The following is a 16,136-nucleotide window of genomic DNA, read 5'->3' as shown; positions in this document are numbered from 1 at the left end:
GGGAGTGCTTCGTCGAGCGCTACCTCGACAAGCCCCGCCATGTGGAGACCCAGTGCCTGGCCGACACCCACGGCAACGTCGTGGTCGTCTCCACCCGTGACTGCTCCCTCCAGCGCCGCCACCAGAAACTGGTCGAAGAGGCCCCGGCCCCCTTCCTGACCCAGGACCAGAACGACCAGCTCTACGCCGCCTCCAAGGCCATCCTCAAGGAAGCCGGCTACGTGGGGGCGGGGACGGTGGAGTTCCTGGTCGGTATGGACGGCACGATCTCGTTCCTGGAGGTCAACACCCGCCTCCAGGTGGAGCACCCGGTCACCGAAGAGGTCACCGGCATCGACCTGGTCCGCGAGATGTTCCGCATCGCCGACGGCGAGGCCATCGGCTACGACGACCCGCAGGTGCGGGGCCACTCCTTTGAGTTCCGCATCAACGGCGAGGACCCGGGCCGCAACTTCCTGCCCGCCCCCGGCACGGTGACCTCCTTCGTCCCGCCCGCCGGTCCCGGTGTCCGGCTGGACGCGGGCGTGGAATCCGGCAGCGTCATCGGCCCGGCGTGGGACTCGCTGCTGGCCAAGCTGATCGTCACCGGCGCCACCCGCACCCAGGCCCTGCAGCGGGCGGCCCGCGCGCTGGCCGAGTTCCAGGTCGAGGGCATGGCCACCGCGATCCCGTTCCACCAGGCGGTAGTGGTGGACCCGGCGTTCACCAGCGAACCGTTCACGATCCACACCCGCTGGATCGAGACCGAGTTCAACAACACCATCACCCCCTTCGCCCCCGTCAGCCCCGACGAGGACGAGGAGCCCACCGGCCGCGAGACCGTCGTCGTCGAGGTCGGCGGCAAGCGCCTGGAGGTCTCGCTGCCCGCCTCCCTGGGCGTGGCCACCGCCCCCGCGGGCGGCTCGAAGAAGCCCAAGCGCAAGGCGGTCAAGAAGTCCGGCTCCGCCGCCTCCGGCGACGCCCTGGCCTCCCCCATGCAGGGCACCATCGTCAAGGTCGCCGTCAACGAGGGCGACACCGTGGCCGAGGGCGACCTCATCGTCGTCCTGGAAGCCATGAAGATGGAACAGCCCCTCAACGCCCACCGCGCGGGCACCGTCAAGGGCCTGACCGCCGAGGTCGGCGCGTCCATCACCTCGGGCGCGGTCATCTGCGAGATCAAGGACTGACGCGCAGATCAGGGACTGACGCAGGGATCAGGGACTGAGGCGGGGATCAAGGACTGACCCGCCCCCCGCACATGACGGCGGGCCCCGACCGGAATCCTCCGGCCGGGGCCCGCCGTCGTCATGCCCGGCCCGCTCAGCGGCCGTGCACCACGTCCTGGGGGAAGGTGAGCTGGCCGTTCATCCAGCGCAGGGCCGTGGGCAGCTCGCGGCGCCAGGTGCGGAAGTTGTGGCTGCCCCGGTCCAGGATGATCGACTGCGCGCTCATCGGCGGCCGGACCGCGGCCAGGAAGTCGCGCGTGGCGGCGTAGTTGGGCTCGCCCCGGCGGCTGGAGGACACCAGCACCGACACCTGCGGCTGGGGCCGATGGCGCAGCCGCCACAGCAGATCGTGCTCACGCTTGCCGCGCTCGCCCTGCGGGCCCGGGCCGAAGAGGTCGCCGGTGGTGGGGTCGTTGACCACGCGGTAGTCGGGCGACAGGGCCGCGGCCGCGCTGTAGACGCGGGGATGACGCAAAGTCAGCTCAAGGGCGCAGGTGCCGCCCGAGGAGTAGCCCAGCACGCCCCAGGCGCTGGGGTCATGGCCGATCCGGTAGTGCCCCCGCAGCGCCTCGGGCAGGTCCTGGGCGAAGTAGGTCTCGGCCTGCGGGCCGCTGGGGACGTCCACGCATTCGGTGTCGCGGGGCGGGGCGATGGTGGGCCGCACCATCACGATGACCGCCGGCTGCATCGCCCCGGTGCGGATCAGCCCGCCCGCGGTCTGGGGCAGCCGCAGATGCTGGGCCAGCAGGAAGGATCCGCCCGGATAGCCGCTGATAGCCACGATCACCGGGAAGCGCTGCCGGGCGTACTGGCGCTGGAAGTACTGCGGCGGCAGATACACATACGCCGGGTTGGCCACCTGGCTGCGGCGGCCCAGGATCCGCACCGACTCGACCTTGCCCGCCTTGTCGGGGGGCCCGCTCGGCAGTCCGTGCACCGTGTCCAGCCCCTGCGGCGGGGCGGGCCGCACCAGCCCGCCCGACGCCCCGACCGGCTCCGCGGCGCCGCCCTGCACATGGGACAGGGCCGCCGGTGCCGTCTCGTCCTCGCCCAGCAGTTCCTCCCAGGACCCGTAGAACTGGAAGGTGGTGTTCACCGCGAGGGCCAGCGCGGCCACGATCGCGCACTGGGTCACGGCGAGCGCGGCCAGCCGGCCCAGCCAGGCCCGTACACCCCGGCCCGCGAAGCGCGGCCACAGCCAGAGCGTCAGCCCCGCGCACCCCACGGCGAGGGCGATCATCACATACTCGAGTGAGCGACTGGTCAGTCCCATCGTTCTTCCACTTCGGCGCACCGCAACGCACGATGACGTCGTCCCGTTTGATGCCGTTCGCGGTACCCGCGTTGCCTGGCCAGGACGTGCCTCCGGTCACGAAATGGCATGCTTGACTCACGGGCAGCCACGGCAGGGAGGACCGCGATGGCGATCGAGACAGCCACGGCGCAGATGCCACCGCGCCCCATGCGCGCCGACGCGCGCCGCAACTACGAGCGGCTGCTGGCCGAGGCGCGCACGGCCTTCACCCGGCACGGTACCGATGCCTCGCTGGAGGACATCGCACGCCGCGCGGGCGTCGGCATCGGCACGCTCTACCGCCACTTCCCCAACCGCACCGCGCTGATGGGCGCGGTCTTCCAGGGCGAGATATGCGCCCTGCTGGAGCGGTCGCGGGAGCTGGCCAAGGCGCCGCGGCCGTGTCAGGCGCTGATCGACTGGCTGCGCGCCATCGTCGACCACGCCAGCATCTACCGCGGGCTCTCCCGGGCCCTGATGGCGTGCTCGGGAGACGAGACCTCGGCGCTGTCCCGCGGCTGCGGTCTGCCGCTGCGCGAGGCGGGCAGTGAACTGCTCGCCCGCGCCCAGCAGAGTGGTGCCGTACGGTCCGATGTGGTCATCGCCGATCTGATGCAGCTCACCAACGCGATCGCGCTGGCCGTGGAGCAGTCGCCGGACGACCCGGAGTTGGCCGACCGGCTGCTGGCACTGGCCTTCACCGGTCTCAAGGCCCGCTGACACCGGCCGGCGCCCCCTCGCTAGCGACGGCGCGGCGCCAGATCCGCCACCCGCCCCGGCTGCTCCCCCAGCGGCACCGCGCTGCGCAACTGCGCGGAGCCGGGGCCGCCCGGCGGATGAGGGTGGTTACGGCGCGGCCCCGGCAGCGGCAGGCCCTCCTCGCCACCGCCACGGCCCTGGGACGCGCCCAGCCGCCCCGACTGCCGCCCGGCCGAACCGCCGCCCTCACCGCTCCCGGCCGGGCCGGACCCCGCGCCCGGCCCGGCCACGGCGATCTGAACCCCCTGGTCCGCGAGGGCCTGGAGCTCGGTCAGGGCACGGTCGTCATGGGCGGGTGGCTCATCGGTCACCAGCCGCGTGATCACATCGGTGGGCACCGTCTGGAACATGGTGTCGGTGCCCAGCTTCGTATGGTCGGCGAGCACGACCACCTCCGCCGCCGCCTGGACCAGCGCCCGGTCGACGCTGGCCGAAAGCATGTTGGAGGTGGACAGGCCGCGCTCGGCGGTCAGCCCGCTGCCGGACAGGAAGGCGCGCGAAACCCGCAGCCCTTGCAGGGACTGCTCGGCGCCGCTGCCGACCAGGGCGTAGTTGGAGCCGCGCAGGGTGCCGCCGGTCATCACGACCTCGACCCGGTTGGCATGCGCCAACGCCTGTGCGACCAGCAGGGAATTGGTGACCACGGTCAGCCCCGGAACCCGCGCGAGCCGGCGGGCCAGCTCCTGCGTGGTGGTTCCGGCGCCGACGACCACGGCCTCGCCCTCGTCGACGAGACCGGCCGCGAGATCGGCGATGGCCGTCTTCTCCGCGGTCGCTAGATGGGATTTCTGCGGGAAGCCGGACTCCCTGGTGAATCCGCCCGGCAGCACCGCACCGCCGTGCCGGCGGTCGAGCAGTCCTTCTGCCTCCAGCGCCCGCACATCACGCCGTACGGTCACTTCGGAGGTCTGGACGACGCGGGCGAGCTCCCGGAGCGACACCGCTCCGTTCGCACGCACCATTTCAAGGATCAATTGGCGACGTTCTGCAGCGAACACGAAACTGACAGTAACGCCAACGACCGTCTGTTTTCAGCAGCTTGCACCAATTAGCAGAAGTTGGACATCTCTGAAGGCGCGAAGTGCTATAAGGACCGGATCTACGACTCTTCCTGAGTCTTCCGGGTGTGCAACTGCCGCGCCACCTCGGCGATCGAACCGGACAGCGAGGGGTAGACCGTGAACGCCTTGGCGATCTGCTCCACCGTCAGGTTGTTGTCGACCGCCAGCGACATCGGGTGGATCAGCTCGCTCGCCCGCGGCGCGACCACCACACCGCCGACCACGATGCCGGTGCCCGGACGGCAGAAGATCTTGACGAAGCCGTCCCGGATGCCCTGCATCTTCGCCCGCGGATTGCGCAGTAGCGGCAGCTTCACCACCCGGGCGTCGATCTTCCCGCCGTCCACGTCCGCCTGCGAGTAGCCGACCGTGGCGATCTCGGGGTCGGTGAAGACGTTCGCGGAAACCGTCTTCAGGTTCAGCGGCGCCACCGCGTCCCCCAGGAAGTGGTACATCGCGATCCGGCCCTGCATCGCCGCCACCGACGCCAGCGCCAGCACCCCGGTGCAGTCACCGGCCGCGTAGATGCCCGGCGCGCTGGTCCGGGACACCTTGTCGGTCAGGATGTGCCCCGACTCCGCGAGCTTGACCCCGGCCTCCTCCAGGCCCATGTCCGCCGTGTTCGGGATCGAGCCGACCGCCATCAGACAGTGGGTGCCGGAGATGACCCGCCCGTCCGAGAGCGTGACCTCCACCCGGTCCCCGACCCGCTTGGCGGCCTGCGCGCGCGAGCGGGACATCACGTTCATCCCCCGGCGCCGGAACACGTCCTCCAGCACCGCCGCCGCGTCCGGGTCCTCGCCCGGCAGCACCCGGTCCCGGCTGGAGACCAGCGTGACCTTCGACCCCAGCGCCTGATACGCACCCGCGAACTCCGCACCCGTGACACCGGAGCCGACCACGATCAGCTCCTTGGGGAGCTCGTCCAGGTCGTACACCTGCGTCCAGTTCAGGATCCGCTCGCCGTCCGGCTTCGCGTCCGGGATCTCCCTCGGGTGGGCACCGGTCGCCACCAGCACCGCGTCCGCCACCAGCGTCTGCTCGGTGCCGTCCACCGCCCGCACGATCACCCGCCGCGAACCGTCCAGCGACTGCTGCGGCTCCACCCGCCCGTACCCGCGCATGACCCGGCCACCGGCCCGGGTGACCGAGGCCGTGATGTCGTGCGACTGGGCGAGCGCGAGCCGCTTCACCCGGCGGTTGACCTTGCCGAGATCCACGCCGACCACCCGGGCCGCCTGCTCCATCGGCGGGGTGTCGTCGGCGACGATGATCCCCAGCTCCTCATAGGAGGAATCGAAGGTCGTCATCACCTCAGCGGTGGCGATCAACGTCTTCGACGGCACGCAGTCGGTGAGCACCGACGCGCCGCCCAGACCGTCGCAATCGACGACGGTCACCTCCGAGCCGAGCTGCGCGGCGACCAGCGCCGCCTCATAGCCGCCGGGTCCGCCACCAATGATCACGATCCGAGTCACATGCTCCATTGTCCCGCACCGGTTCGACTGGCTTCAGCCCGGGGGGTTTCGCGGGGGCGACTGACGTACGAACCTCCCACCCCGAGGGCCGTTCCGCCCCACTCCCGTACCCTCAGACCCATGTCGCTCTACGCCGCGTACGCCGGCAACCTCGACGCGCGGCTGATGTCCCGCCGCGCACCGCACTCCCCGCTGCGCGGAACGGGCTGGCTGAACGGCTGGCGTCTCACCTTCGGCGGAGAGCAGATGGGCTGGGAAGGCGCCCTCGCCACCATCGTGGAGGCACCGCGCTCCCAGGTCTTCGTCGCCCTGTACGACATCGCGCCCATGGACGAGGACTCCATGGACCGCTGGGAAGGCGTCGGCCTCGACATCTACCGCCGGATGCGGATCCGCGTCCACACCCTGGACGGCGACGAACCCGCCTGGCTCTACGTCCTCAACGGCTACGAGGGCGGCCTGCCCTCGGCCCGCTACCTGGGCGAAATCGCCGACGCGGCGGAATCCGCGGGCGCGCCGCACGACTATGTGATGGAGCTGCGGAAGCGCCCCTGCTGAGTCCGGTGTTTCCGGTGTGTCTGTGTCTCCGGGCGCGCCGTGTGCCTCGGCGACCCGTGTGCCCCGACGACCCGGGAATCCGGGGCCCGGCCAGACCGACCGGACCCTGCCCCCGACCCCGGGACACGCGGTCCCCCCGGACCTCCGCCCTCCGGGGCCCCTGGACTCCCGGATCGACCGCCCTCAGGGCTCCCCGCCCCGGGCCCACGGCCCTCCGGGCTGACCGGACACGCAGGCCCCCGGGAGGTTATGCAACGATCCGAATACCTCGGCGGACTCCGTCTACGCGCGTAGGCAGTTACCGGCTACCCTCGTGCGCGTGAACGCATCAGTTTCTTGGGACGACATCCAGGGCGACCCCCACGCCGCCGCCGACGACGCCGCCACCCGCCTGCGCGAGCTGACCGGCGCGGAGACCCACGACGTCGCGCTGGTCCTGGGCTCCGGCTGGGTCCCCGCCACCGACGCCCTCGGGGCGCCCGAGCACGAGTTCCCCGTCACCGAGCTGCCCGGCTTCCCGCCGCCTGCCGTCGAGGGGCATGCGGGCCGGATCCGCTCGTACCGGATCAACGACAAGCGGGCGCTGGTCTTCCTCGGCCGTACGCACTACTACGAGGGTCGCGGTGTCGCCGCCGTCGCACACGGCGTACGCACCGCCGTCGCCGCCGGCTGCAAGACCATCATCCTCACCAACGGCTGCGGCGGCCTCCGCGAGGGCATGCGCCCCGGCCAGCCGGTACTGATCAGCGACCACATCAACCTCACGGCCACCTCCCCGATCGTGGGCGCGAACTTCGTCGACCTCACCGACCTCTACTCCCCGCGGCTGCGCGCCCTGTGCCAGCAGGTGGACCCGACCCTGGAGGAGGGCGTCTACGCCCAGTTCCCCGGGCCGCACTACGAGACCCCGGCGGAGATCACCATGGTCCGCACCCTGGGCGCCGACCTCGTGGGCATGTCCACCACCCTGGAGGCCATCGCGGCGCGCGAGGCGGGCGCGGAGGTCCTGGGCATCTCCCTGGTCACCAACCTCGCGGCCGGTATGACCGGCGAACCCCTCAACCACGAGGAGGTCCTCCAGGCCGGCCGCGACTCCGCCTCCCGCATGGGCAGCCTGCTGTCGCAGGTCCTCGACCGCATCTGACCTCGCCGGTCGGGTGACCCTGTTCCGACGCGCGGGCGCTGGCGCTGGCGCGGGCGGCGGCGGTGGCGCGGGCGGTGGCGGCGTCACGGCGTGCTGCGCGGGTACTCACCCCTCAGCCAACTGAACAGAGCGTCGCATCGCACCCTCTGCCGGGGCGGGGGCGCGGTGGGGTGCGTGGTGGGTGCCGGGGGCGGGGCCTCCGGTGCGGCGCCCTGGACCGCATATTTACGGCGCCGGTGCCCGGGAGCGTGGAGTGGGCCGGAGATTGGCGCCACAAATATGCGAAAGCGTCCAGGACACCACCCCTGCGACCCCACCCCCTCCCGCCGTCCCGCGGCTACCCGCCGGTGGCCTCCAACCCTGACCCGGTTCCACGTCGCCTGGTGGCGGGCGCTGGGTGGGGATGGGTACGGCCCCGCCCCACCGACCGCGTCGCGGTGGCACGAACTCCGTCCCTTCCGGACCGCCCGGGAGGGACGGGTGCCTCGTCAGCACCGCGCCCCGGTGGCTCGGGTCTTGGCCCCGGATCGCCCGATGGCAGTCCCCCCGCCCCCGAGGCTGGAGGGGCTCACCCGAAGCGGGCCCGTGTCGCTCGGGGCGGATGCCGACAAGATGCTGGGAGGCGGGGCCCAGCGCCTCCGGGCACCCGAGCCACCAGGGCACGGACACCGACATGCGAGAAGGAGACGGGCCGCACCCGACACCCGGGCGATCCGGAACCGGGCCGGGGCCCGTGCCACCGAGGCATGGACGCCGACGAGACGGGAGGGGGCGGGGCCGCAGGGGTGGTGTCCTGGACGCTTACGTGTATTTGTGGCGCCAATCTCCGGCCCACCCAACGCCTCCGGCCAATGGCGCCGTAAATATACGGTCCAGGGCGCCGCCCCGGAGGGCCCGTCCCCGGCACCCACCACGCACCCCGGCGCACCACCCACGCACCGCACCCGCACCCACCACGCACCCCGCCACACCACCCACGCACCGCACCCGCAAGCCGGACCCGCACCCACCACGCACCCCGCCACACCACCCACGCACCGCACCCGCAAACCGGACCCGCACCCACCACGCACCCCGCTCCGCCCCCGAGCAACAGCACCGCGCACCCCGCACCCAACGACCACCCCCCAGGAGGCCCCCATGGCCACGGAGCCCGATCTCATCGCACAGGCTCGCGCATGGCTCGCCGAGGATCCCGATCCCGAGACTCGCGACGAGCTCAGCAAGTTGCTCCAGGCCAACACGGACGGCGCGGCGGACGCGGAGGACGCGTTCGACGAGATCGCCGATCGGTTCTCCGGCATGCTGCAGTTCGGTACCGCCGGGCTCCGGGGTGAGCTCGGCGCCGGTCCCATGCGGATGAACCGCGCCGTCGTCATCCGCGCCGCCGCCGGGCTCGCCGCGTATCTGCGCAAGCAGCATGAGCAAGGGCTCGTCGTCATTGGTTACGACGCGCGCTACAAAAGCGCCGACTTCGCGCGCGACACCGCCGCCGTCATGATCGGCGCAGGCTTCCGCGCGGCCGTGCTTCCGCGGCCCCTCCCCACGCCCGTCCTCGCCTTCGCCATCCGTCACCTCGGCGCCGTCGCCGGTATCGAGGTGACCGCGAGCCACAACCCGCCCCGCGACAACGGCTACAAGGTCTACCTCGGCGACGGCTCCCAGATCGTGCCGCCCGCCGACGCCGAGATCGCCGCCGAGATCGCCGCCATCCGCGGTCTGGACGACGTGCCCCGCCCCGACAGCGGTTGGGAGACGCTGAACGACGACGTCCTCGACGCGTATCTCGCCCGTACGGACGCCGTGCTCACCCCGGGTTCGCCCCGCAACGCCCGCGTCGTCTACACCCCGCTGCACGGCGTCGGCAGCGAGACGCTCATCGCGGCCTTCGCGCGGGCCGGTTTCCCGGCGCCCGCGGTCGTCCCCGAGCAGGCCGAGCCCGACCCGGCGTTCCCCACGGTCGCGTTCCCCAACCCGGAGGAGCCGGGGGCGATGGACCTTGCCTTCGCGACGGCCCGCAAGGTCGCGCCGGACATCATCATCGCCAACGACCCGGACGCCGACCGCTGCGCCGTCGCCGTGCCCACGATCACGAATCCCACGGCCCCCACGGACGCCGCCGACTGGCGGATGCTGCGCGGGGACGAGGTCGGCGCCCTGCTCGCCACCCACCTCGTCCACAAGCGCACCCGTGGCTCCTTCGCGACCACGATCGTCTCCTCGTCGCTGCTCTCCCGGATCGCGGAGGGCGCCGGGCTCCCGTACGCGGAGACGCTGACCGGTTTCAAGTGGCTGGCCCGGGTGGACGGGCTGCACTACGCGTACGAGGAGGCGCTCGGCTACTGCGTGGACCCGGCGGGCGTACGCGACAAGGACGGCATCACGGCCGCACTGATGGTCGCCGAGCTGACGTCCGAGCTGAAGGAGCAGGGCCGCACCGTCACCGACCTGCTGGACGACATCGCGGTCGCCCACGGCCTGCACGCCACCGACCAGCTATCCGTCCGCGTCACGGACCTCTCCCTGATCGGCACCGCGATGAAGCGGCTGCGCGAACAGCCGCCCACCGAGCTCGCGGGGCTCGCCGTGACCTCGGCGGAGGATCTGTCACGGGGTACGGAGACGCTGCCCCCGACGGACGGCCTGCGCTACCAGCTCGCCGGGAAGGAGACCGTCCGATCCGCCCGTGTGATCGTCCGGCCCAGCGGCACCGAGCCGAAGCTGAAGTGCTACCTGGAGGTGGTCGTCGACGTGCAAGGGGCGGTCGCCCTGGTCCCGGCCCGCGCCACGGCGGACAGCGTGCTGGCCGCGCTCAAGAAGGATCTTTCGGCGGCAGCGGGAATCTGATCGGTTCGATGTCGGTGACGGTGCCGGAGCCGTGTCAGATTCGGCTGAGGTAGCTGAACCCGGTGTCGGGTCCGACGCAGAACTGAAGGGTGAGGTCGCCCCAGTAGAGGCCGTGGGCGGGGGCGCCGCGCCCCGGGTTCAGGTGGTGGGCGTAGACGCGGTAGCGGAAGGAGCCGCGCGGGCCGGTCACGGTGCCGACCGTGCCGATGGGCGGGGTGGCGAACTGCTGGAAGCCGCTGTGGTCATGGCCGACGACGACGGCCGTACGCATCGCGGCGCCGTTCTCCGTGCCGTGGCCGAGGGTGGGCCCGGCCCACTGGACGGCGTCGCGACAGGCGTCCACGGCGTCCTGGCCGCCGCGGACGACCCGCGCCGGCCAGGAGCCGATGCGCAGCGTGGTGGCCGCCCCGTCCGCGCCCCGTCCGCGCCCCGGACGCGTTCCGGACGCGTTCCGGGCCGCGCGGCGCTCAGCCGATCGCCAGCATGATGACCAGCAGCACCGCACCCGCCAGCGTCGGCGCGATGACCTCGAAGGCCCACCGGACCTCGGGCGCCCCCTGGGCGCCATCGCGTTGGGCGTTGAGTTCGGCCATTTCGCGCAGGTCGCCGATCGCCGCGTCGGAGGGGGCCCGCCGGTCCTCCCCGGCCTTGTTCGCCGACACATGGGCCGACGTACGGCTGAAGGGGTCCTCGGAGGCCGCCCTCGCCTGCTGCCTCGCGGCCCGCTTGCGCTGCCGCAGCGAGACCGGGATCGCCCAGAGCTGGTACCTCGCCCCGCCCGCCAGCACCTCGCTGGTGTACCCGGCGCGCAGCCCCTCGACCGAGGCCCAGGGCAGTGTGACCGTACGGAACGGGTTGCGGACGAGCAGCCGGTCCTGCCCCGCGTACACCGCCGGGCGCACCGTGAAGGCGATCACCACCGGCACCGCGAACAGCAGCCCGGCCAGCGCCAGCCACGGCGTCCGTCCCTCGCCCCGGATCATCGCGTCGATGCCCAGCCAGCCGCTGAGCGCGAGCAGCAGCACCCCGCCTCCGATGCCGCTCGGGGAGCGGTAGACGCGGTCCGAGAAGGTCTCGGGCACCGAGGAAGGCACCGAGGAGGATGCGGCGGGGGCGGAGTCGTCGTCCGGGCTCGTCATGCGCCCGATTGTGCACCACACTCCCGGGACGGGGGACGCCCAGGGATCGCTCGCCCCGGCCCCCAGGGAATCCGGGGGCGGGGGTGACATCCGACTACGCGCGTAGATATGCTCGTCTGGTGACCATGCCCACCACAGTTCCCGCATACGGCAAAGAGGCCGCGGAGCGACTCGCGTCGATGGCGGACGTGACCGCCGACGACCGCGCCCTGCGCCGCTTCCTGCACGGCCTGCCGGGCGTCGACGCGGTCGGCCTGCAGGCCCGTGCCGCGACCCTCGGCACCCGCTCGATCAAGACCACGGCGAAGGCGTACGCCATCGACCTGGCGATCTCGATGATCGACCTGACGACCCTGGAGGGTGCCGACACCCCGGGCAAGGTCCGGTCCCTGTGTGCCAAGGGGATCAACCCCGATCCCACCGACCGCACCGCCCCGCAGGTCGCGGCGATCTGCGTCTACGGCGACATGGTGGCCACCGCCAAGGAGGCCCTGAAGGGCAGCGGCATCCACGTGGCGGCCGTCGCCACCGCCTTCCCCTCCGGCCGGGCCGCGCTGCCGGTCAAGCTGGCCGACACCCGGGACGCGGTGGCCGCCGGGGCGGACGAGATCGACATGGTGATCGACCGCGGCGCCTTCCTCTCCGGCCGCTACCTCGACGTCTTCGAGGAGATCCGGCAGGTGAAGGACGCCTGCGTCCGCGAGGACGGCACCGCCGCCCACCTCAAGGTCATCTTCGAGACCGGTGAGCTGCAGACGTACGACAACGTCCGCCGCGCCTCCTGGCTGGCGATGCTCGCGGGCGCGGACTTCATCAAGACCTCCACCGGCAAGGTGGCCGTCAACGCGACCCCGCCCGTCACCCTCGTCCTGCTGGAGGCGGTCCGCGACTTCCGCGCCGCGGTCGGCGTGCAGGTGGGCGTGAAGCCCGCGGGCGGCATCCGCACCTCCAAGGACGCGATCAAGTACCTGGTGATGGTCAACGAGACGCTGGGCGGCGAGTGGCTCTCCCCGGATTGGTTCCGCTTCGGCGCCTCCAGCCTCCTCAACGACCTGCTGATGCAGCGCCAGAAGCTGAGCACCGGCCGGTACTCCGGTCCCGACTACGTGACGGTGGACTGATACGCCATGCCCGTTTTCGAGTACGCACCGGCGCCGGAGTCCCGCGCGGTCGTCGACATCGCCCCGTCCTACGGCCTGTTCATCGACGGGGAGTTCGGCGAGGCGGGCGACGGCAAGGTCTTCAAGACCCTCTCCCCCTCCTCCGAGGAGGTCCTCTCCGAGGTCGCCCAGGCCAGCACCGAGGACGTGGACCGCGCGGTCAAGGCCGCCCGTAAGGCGTTCACGACCTGGTCCGCGCTCCCCGGCTCGGAGCGCGCCAAGTACCTCTTCCGCATCGCGCGCATCATCCAGGAGCGCTCTCGCGAACTGGCCGTCCTGGAGTCGTTGGACAACGGCAAGCCGATCCGCGAGTCGCGCGACGCCGATCTGCCCCTGGTCGCGGCCCACTTCTTCTACTACGCGGGCTGGGCCGACAAGCTCGCGTACGCGGGCTATGGGCAGGACCCGAAGCCTCTGGGCGTCGCCGGCCAGATCATCCCCTGGAACTTCCCGCTCCTGATGCTGGCCTGGAAGATCGCCCCGGCCCTCGCCACCGGCAATACGGTCGTGCTCAAGCCCGCCGAGACGACGCCCCTGAGCGCCCTGTTCTTCGCGGACATCTGCCGTCAGGCCGGGCTCCCCAAGGGCGTGGTGAACATCATCACCGGCGACGGCTCGACCGGCGCCGAGCTGGTCGCCCACCCCGGGATCGACAAGGTGGCCTTCACCGGCTCCACCGAGGTCGGCAAGGCCATCGCCCGTACGGTGGCCGGTACGAAGAAGAAGGTCACCCTCGAACTCGGCGGTAAGGCCGCGAACATCGTCTTCGACGACGCCCCCATCGACCAGGCGGTCGAGGGCATCATCGGCGGCATCTTCTTCAACCAGGGCCATGTCTGCTGCGCGGGCTCCCGCCTCCTGGTCCAGGAGTCCGTCCAGGACGAGCTGCTCGACGCGCTCAAGCGCCGGATGGGCACCCTGCGCGTGGGCGATCCGCTGGACAAGAACACCGACATCGGCGCCATCAACTCCGCCGAGCAACTGGCCCGGATCCGCGCGCTGGCCGACGCGGGCGAGGCCGAGGGCGCCGAGCGCTGGGCCCCGGAGTGCGAACTGCCCAGCTCCGGCTACTGGTTCGCGCCCACCCTCTTCACCGGCGTGACCCAGGCCCACCGGATCGCCCGCGAGGAGATCTTCGGCCCGGTGCTGTCGGTGCTGACCTTCCGCACCCCCGAAGAGGCCGTGGCCAAGGCGAACAACACGCCGTACGGGCTGTCGGCGGGCATCTGGACGGAGAAGGGTTCGCGCATCCTGTGGATGGCGAACAAGCTCCGGGCGGGCGTCGTGTGGTCCAACACGTTCAACAAGTTCGACCCGGCCTCTCCGTTCGGCGGCTACAAGGAGTCGGGATACGGCCGCGAAGGCGGCCGTCACGGCCTGGAGGCATACCTCGATGTCTGACAACCGACTCTCCGTGCTCAAGACCTACAAGCTGTTCGTCGGGGGCAAGTTCCCCCGGTCCGAGAGCGGGCGGGTGTACGAGGTGACCACAGCGAAGGGCCAGTGGCTGGCCAACGCCCCCCTGGCCTCCCGCAAGGACGCCCGGGACGCGGTCGTCGCCGCGCGCAAGGCGTTCGGCGGCTGGTCCGGGGCCACCGCGTACAATCGGGGCCAGATCCTCTACCGCGTCGCCGAGATGCTGGAGGGCCGCCGCGACCAGTTCGTCGCGGAGGTCGCCGACGGTGAGGGGCTGAGCAAGGCCAAGGCCACCGCCCAGGTCGACGCCGCGATCGACCGCTGGGTCTGGTACGCGGGCTGGTCGGACAAGACTGCCCAGATCGCCGGGTCCGCCAACCCCGTCGCCGGGCCGTACTTCAACCTCTCCTCCCCCGAGCCGACCGGCGTGGTCACCCTCCTCGCGCCGCAGGACTCGTCCTTCCTCGGCCTGGTCTCCGTGATCGCTCCCGCGATCGTGACCGGCAACACGGCCGTGGTGGTGGCGAGCGAGAAGTCCCCGCTGCCCGCCCTCTCCCTGGCCGAGGTGCTGGCCACCTCCGACCTCCCGGGCGGCGTGGTCAACATCCTCTCCGGCCGTACCGCCGAGATCGCCGCCCCGCTCGCCGCGCACCAGGACGTCAACGCGATCGACCTCGCCGGCGCGGACGCGGAGCTCGCGGTCGAGCTGGAGAAGGCCAGTGCGGAGAACCTGAAGCGGGTCCTTCGTCCACAGCCTGTGGATTGGGCGGCCGATCCCGGCACCGGCAGGCTCCTCGCCTTCCTGGAGACCAAGACCGTGTGGCATCCGATGGGCGCCTAGCCCCGCGATTTCGCACCACCGCAGCTCCGCCCCCGCGGCGTCCGTACCCCGGACATCGCGGGGGTCTTTTTCGTCGCACATATTGTCAACAATTTCATCGACAGTTAGGTTGCGAGGAACCGCACGCCAAGAAGGAACAGCCAATGATCATCGACTGCCATGGCCACTACACCACCGCGCCCCCGGCGCTGGAGGCATGGCGCACCCAGCAGATCAACGGACTCACCGACCCCGCCGTCGCCCCCTCCCGCGCCGATCTGCACGTCGGCGACGACGAACTGCGCCACAGCATCGAGCCGAACCAGCTCCGGCTGATGGACGAACGCGGCATCGACCTGACGGTCTTCTCGCCCCGGGCGTCCTTCATGGCCCACCACATCGGCGATCTCCGCACCTCCGCCGAGTGGGCGGCCCTCTGCAACGAGCTCTGCTTCCGCGTCAGCGCGCTCTACCCGGAGCGCTTCGCCCCCGCCGCCATGCTTCCGCAGTCGCCGGGCGTCGATCCGGCCACCTGCGTGCCCGAACTCGTCCGCTGCGTGGAGGAGTACGGGGCCGTGGCGGTCAACCTCAACCCCGATCCCTCGGGCGGCCACTGGACGGCCCCGCCGCTGACCGACCGCTCCTGGTACCCGGTCTACGAAAAGCTGGTGGAGTACGACATCCCGGCGATGGTGCATGTGAGCACCAGCGTCAACCCCGCCTTCCACACCACCGGGGCGCACTACCTCAACGCCGATACGACGGTGTTCATGCAGCTCGTGCAGGGCGATCTGTTCGCCGACTTCCCCACCCTGCGGCTGATCATCCCGCATGGCGGCGGCGCCGTTCCGTATCACTGGGGCCGGTTCCGCGGTCTGGCGATGGCCCTCGGCAAGCCGCCCCTGGAGGAGCACGTCCTGGGCAATGTCTTCTTCGACACCTGCGTCTACCACCAGCCCGGCATCGACCTGCTCCTCGACGTCATCCCGGCCCGGAACATCCTCTTCGCCTCGGAGATGATCGGCGCCGTCCGCGATGTCGACCCCCGCACGGGCCGGCACTTCGACGACACCCGCCGCTACACCGAGGCCGCCGGGCTCTCCGGGGCCGATCTGACCGGCATCTACGAATATAACGCCCGTACCGTCTACCCTCGCCTGGACGCCCTGCTGACAAAGCAGGGTCGCTGATGGCTACCGCCTGGTCCGCCGATCGCGATCACAGGTCCCCTGATGACGACCTCCGGTCCGCG

At 71.5% G+C, this 16,136-nt stretch carries 14 protein-coding genes; 9 read left to right on the top strand and 5 right to left on the bottom strand.

Going from position 1 to position 16,136, the window contains the following annotated elements; genetic code table 11:
* On the top strand, positions 1–1,169 hold a 1,169-nt coding region (locus tag J5X86_RS05485; protein ID WP_208515604.1), incomplete at its 5' end, for a biotin/lipoyl-containing protein.
* Positions 1,170–1,302: 133 nt separating this feature from the next.
* Here J5X86_RS05485 and J5X86_RS05480 read toward each other — a convergent pair.
* Positions 1,303–2,481 (bottom strand): esterase family protein, encoded by a 1,179-nt coding sequence (locus J5X86_RS05480; protein WP_208515603.1) that lies wholly within the window; start codon positions 2,479–2,481, stop codon positions 1,303–1,305.
* A gap of 147 nt (positions 2,482–2,628) precedes the next feature.
* Between J5X86_RS05480 and J5X86_RS05475 the strand changes: the two genes are divergently transcribed.
* Positions 2,629–3,222 carry a TetR/AcrR family transcriptional regulator gene (locus J5X86_RS05475; protein WP_208515602.1) on the top strand — a complete coding sequence of 198 codons (594 nt, stop codon included), beginning with the start codon at positions 2,629–2,631 and terminating at the stop codon, positions 3,220–3,222.
* A gap of 20 nt (positions 3,223–3,242) precedes the next feature.
* Here J5X86_RS05475 and J5X86_RS05470 read toward each other — a convergent pair whose 3' ends face one another.
* Together J5X86_RS05470 and J5X86_RS05465 are read right to left on the bottom strand one after the other, a co-directional pair.
* Positions 3,243–4,223: a DeoR/GlpR family DNA-binding transcription regulator gene (locus tag J5X86_RS05470; protein WP_243979266.1), complete on the bottom strand. Its 981-nt coding sequence runs from the start codon at positions 4,221–4,223 to the stop codon at positions 3,243–3,245.
* A gap of 137 nt (positions 4,224–4,360) precedes the next feature.
* Positions 4,361–5,809, bottom strand: coding sequence for an NAD(P)H-quinone dehydrogenase (locus J5X86_RS05465; RefSeq protein ID WP_208515600.1), 1,449 nt, complete (start codon positions 5,807–5,809; stop codon positions 4,361–4,363).
* Between the two features lie 111 nt (positions 5,810–5,920).
* Between J5X86_RS05465 and J5X86_RS05460 the strand changes: the two genes are divergently transcribed.
* The 3 genes from J5X86_RS05460 (at position 5,921) to J5X86_RS05450 (ending at position 10,349) form a co-directional block, all read left to right on the top strand.
* Complete coding sequence (locus J5X86_RS05460; RefSeq protein WP_014061302.1) at positions 5,921–6,358, top strand: gamma-glutamylcyclotransferase; 438 nt, start codon at positions 5,921–5,923, stop codon at positions 6,356–6,358.
* A gap of 319 nt (positions 6,359–6,677) precedes the next feature.
* On the top strand, positions 6,678–7,502 hold the full coding sequence (locus J5X86_RS05455) for a purine-nucleoside phosphorylase (protein WP_043237321.1): 825 nt from the start codon (positions 6,678–6,680) through the stop codon (positions 7,500–7,502).
* Between the two features lie 1,140 nt (positions 7,503–8,642).
* Complete coding sequence (locus J5X86_RS05450; protein WP_208515599.1) at positions 8,643–10,349, top strand: phospho-sugar mutase; 1,707 nt, start codon at positions 8,643–8,645, stop codon at positions 10,347–10,349.
* A 34-nt stretch (positions 10,350–10,383) separates the two neighbouring features.
* On the opposite strand, the gene J5X86_RS05445 is transcribed toward J5X86_RS05450, so the two are convergent.
* Positions 10,384–10,692: a hypothetical protein gene (locus tag J5X86_RS05445; protein WP_208515598.1), complete on the bottom strand. Its 309-nt coding sequence runs from the start codon at positions 10,690–10,692 to the stop codon at positions 10,384–10,386.
* A gap of 124 nt (positions 10,693–10,816) precedes the next feature.
* A complete protein-coding gene (locus tag J5X86_RS05440; protein ID WP_243979265.1) occupies positions 10,817–11,488 on the bottom strand; it encodes a PH domain-containing protein in 672 nt (223 codons plus the stop codon).
* A gap of 125 nt (positions 11,489–11,613) precedes the next feature.
* Here J5X86_RS05440 and deoC point away from each other — a divergent pair, with 125 nt between their 5' ends.
* The 4 genes from deoC to J5X86_RS05420 all read left to right on the top strand — a co-directional run bounded on the left by deoC (position 11,614) and on the right by J5X86_RS05420 (position 16,074).
* A complete protein-coding gene (gene deoC / locus J5X86_RS05435) occupies positions 11,614–12,609 on the top strand; it encodes a deoxyribose-phosphate aldolase (protein WP_208515685.1) in 996 nt (331 codons plus the stop codon).
* A 6-nt stretch (positions 12,610–12,615) separates the two neighbouring features.
* Positions 12,616–14,049 (top strand): aldehyde dehydrogenase family protein, encoded by a 1,434-nt coding sequence (locus J5X86_RS05430; RefSeq protein ID WP_208515597.1) that lies wholly within the window; start codon positions 12,616–12,618, stop codon positions 14,047–14,049.
* Complete coding sequence (locus tag J5X86_RS05425) at positions 14,042–14,905, top strand: aldehyde dehydrogenase (RefSeq protein WP_208515596.1); 864 nt, start codon at positions 14,042–14,044, stop codon at positions 14,903–14,905. Before J5X86_RS05430 ends, J5X86_RS05425 begins: the two co-directional genes overlap by 8 nt.
* Before the next feature lie 143 nt (positions 14,906–15,048).
* The gene (locus tag J5X86_RS05420) at positions 15,049–16,074 is read left to right on the top strand and encodes an amidohydrolase family protein (protein ID WP_208515595.1); all 1,026 of its coding nucleotides are present in this window, start codon (positions 15,049–15,051) and stop codon (positions 16,072–16,074) included.
* Positions 16,075–16,136: the final 62 nt, after the last annotated feature.

The sequence above is a fragment of the Streptomyces sp. NEAU-YJ-81 genome (assembly GCF_017592595.1).
Classification (GTDB): domain Bacteria; phylum Actinomycetota; class Actinomycetes; order Streptomycetales; family Streptomycetaceae; genus Streptomyces; species Streptomyces hygroscopicus_B.
The sequence above is the reverse complement of the archived record's forward strand: the minus strand, read 5'-3'. Positions and strand labels throughout refer to the sequence as shown.

Excerpts from the sequence above, each read along its gene's own strand:
- J5X86_RS05420 (WP_208515595.1), top strand. The coding sequence starts at position 15,049 with ATGATCATCGACTGCCATGGCCACTACACCACCGCGCCCCCGGCGCTG.
- J5X86_RS05475 (WP_208515602.1), top strand. The coding sequence starts at position 2,629 with ATGGCGATCGAGACAGCCACGGCGCAGATGCCACCGCGCCCCATGCGC.
- J5X86_RS05430 (WP_208515597.1), top strand. The coding sequence starts at position 12,616 with ATGCCCGTTTTCGAGTACGCACCGGCGCCGGAGTCCCGCGCGGTCGTC.
- J5X86_RS05465 (WP_208515600.1), bottom strand. The coding sequence starts at position 5,809 with ATGGAGCATGTGACTCGGATCGTGATCATTGGTGGCGGACCCGGCGGC.
- J5X86_RS05440 (WP_243979265.1), bottom strand. The coding sequence starts at position 11,488 with ATGACGAGCCCGGACGACGACTCCGCCCCCGCCGCATCCTCCTCGGTG.
- deoC (WP_208515685.1), top strand. The coding sequence starts at position 11,614 with ATGCCCACCACAGTTCCCGCATACGGCAAAGAGGCCGCGGAGCGACTC.
- J5X86_RS05480 (WP_208515603.1), bottom strand. The coding sequence starts at position 2,481 with ATGGGACTGACCAGTCGCTCACTCGAGTATGTGATGATCGCCCTCGCC.
- J5X86_RS05450 (WP_208515599.1), top strand. The coding sequence starts at position 8,643 with ATGGCCACGGAGCCCGATCTCATCGCACAGGCTCGCGCATGGCTCGCC.
- J5X86_RS05460 (WP_014061302.1), top strand. The coding sequence starts at position 5,921 with ATGTCGCTCTACGCCGCGTACGCCGGCAACCTCGACGCGCGGCTGATG.
- J5X86_RS05470 (WP_243979266.1), bottom strand. The coding sequence starts at position 4,223 with ATGGTGCGTGCGAACGGAGCGGTGTCGCTCCGGGAGCTCGCCCGCGTC.
- J5X86_RS05425 (WP_208515596.1), top strand. The coding sequence starts at position 14,042 with ATGTCTGACAACCGACTCTCCGTGCTCAAGACCTACAAGCTGTTCGTC.